This window comes from Roseateles sp. FW301-B2, assembly GCF_058788955.1.
In genome coordinates this window covers 10,001-11,667 of sequence record NZ_JBYTBE010000063.1, presented here as the reverse complement: position 1 = coordinate 11,667, position 1,667 = coordinate 10,001, and the positions used below count along the sequence as shown (strand labels likewise).

Genomic DNA, 1,667 nt, shown 5'->3' with positions numbered 1-1,667 from the left:
TTGCGGCCCTTAAAAGCAAAAACCCTCCGACTCATAGGAGGCGGAGGGTTTGCTTTGGATATTAGCCTGACGATGACCTACTTTCACACGGGAATCCGCACTATCATCGGCGCTGAGTCATTTCACTGTCCTGTTCGGGATGGGAAGGAGTGGGACCAACTCGCTATGGTCATCAGGCTTAACTGGTTGGCAAGTTGTTGCTGGAACAACTTACCCAATTTGTAGAGTTGCGCATTATACAAGGGCGTTGGCTCTTGCGCGCTTCGAATCAGCTTTGATTTTGATTGCGTTCAATTCAGACTTCTGAAGAACAGCATAACTTGTGCTTACCTCAATAAGCTCTGACTTGCTCTTTCGAACTGTCAAAGTTATAGGGTCAAGCCTCACGGGCAATTAGTACTGGTTAGCTTAACGCATTACTGCGCTTCCACACCCAGCCTATCAACGTCCTGGTCTCGAACGACCCTTCAGGGGGCTCTAGGCCCCGGCAAGACTCATCTTGAGACGAGTTTCCCGCTTAGATGCTTTCAGCGGTTATCTCTTCCGCACTTAGCTACTCGGCGATGCCACTGGCGTGACAACCGATACACCAGAGGTGCGTCCACTCCGGTCCTCTCGTACTAGGAGCAGGCTCTCTCAATCTTGCAGCGCCCACGGAAGATAGGGACCAAACTGTCTCACGACGTTTTAAACCCAGCTCACGTACCTCTTTAAATGGCGAACAGCCATACCCTTGGGACCGGCTACAGCCCCAGGATGAGATGAGCCGACATCGAGGTGCCAAACACCGCCGTCGATATGAACTCTTGGGCGGTATCAGCCTGTTATCCCCAGAGTACCTTTTATCCGTTGAGCGATGGCCCTTCCATACAGAACCACCGGATCACTTTGTCCTACTTTCGTACCTGCTCGACTTGTCAGTCTCGCAGTCAAGCACGCTTATGCCAATGCACTATCAACACGATTTCCGACCGTATTTAGCGTACCTTCGAACTCCTCCGTTACACTTTGGGAGGAGACCGCCCCAGTCAAACTGCCCACCATACACTGTCCCCAATCCCGATAAGGGACCAAGGTTAGAACCTCAAACACACCAGGGTGGTATTTCAACGTTGGCTCCATAGAAACTAGCGTCCCTACTTCAAAGCCTCCCACCTATCCTACACAGATCTGTTCAAAGTCCAATGTAAAGCTACAGTAAAGGTTCATGGGGTCTTTCCGTCTTTCCGCGGGGAGATTGCATCATCACAAACATTTCAACTTCGCTGAGTCTCTGGAGGAGACAGTGTGGCCATCGTTACGCCATTCGTGCAGGTCGGAACTTACCCGACAAGGAATTTCGCTACCTTAGGACCGTTATAGTTACGGCCGCCGTTTACTGGGACTTCAGTCAAGAGCTTGCACCCCATCATTTAATCTTCCAGCACCGGGCAGGCGTCACACCCTATACGTCGACTTTCGTCTTTGCAGAGTGCTGTGTTTTTAATAAACAGTCGCAGCCACCGATTCTCTGCGGCCTCATTGGGCTCCCCAAGTAAATGGTTCACCTACTAAAGGCACACCTTCTTCCGAAGTTACGGTGTCAATTTGCCGAGTTCCTTCTCCAGAGTTCTCTCAAGCGCCTTAGAATACTCATCTCGCGCACCAGTGTCGGTTTGCGGTACGGT

At 51.0% G+C, this 1,667-nt stretch carries 2 rRNA genes (1 of these 2 cut by a window edge); both read right to left on the bottom strand.

Features of this window, described 5'->3' with window-relative positions:
• Window positions 1-64: 64 nt before the first annotated feature.
• Window positions 65-177 (bottom strand): 5S ribosomal RNA (gene rrf, locus AC3WQY_RS24370).
• Between the two features lie 195 nt (window positions 178-372).
• Window positions 373-1,667 (bottom strand): 23S ribosomal RNA (locus AC3WQY_RS24365); it runs 1,585 nt beyond the window's last position.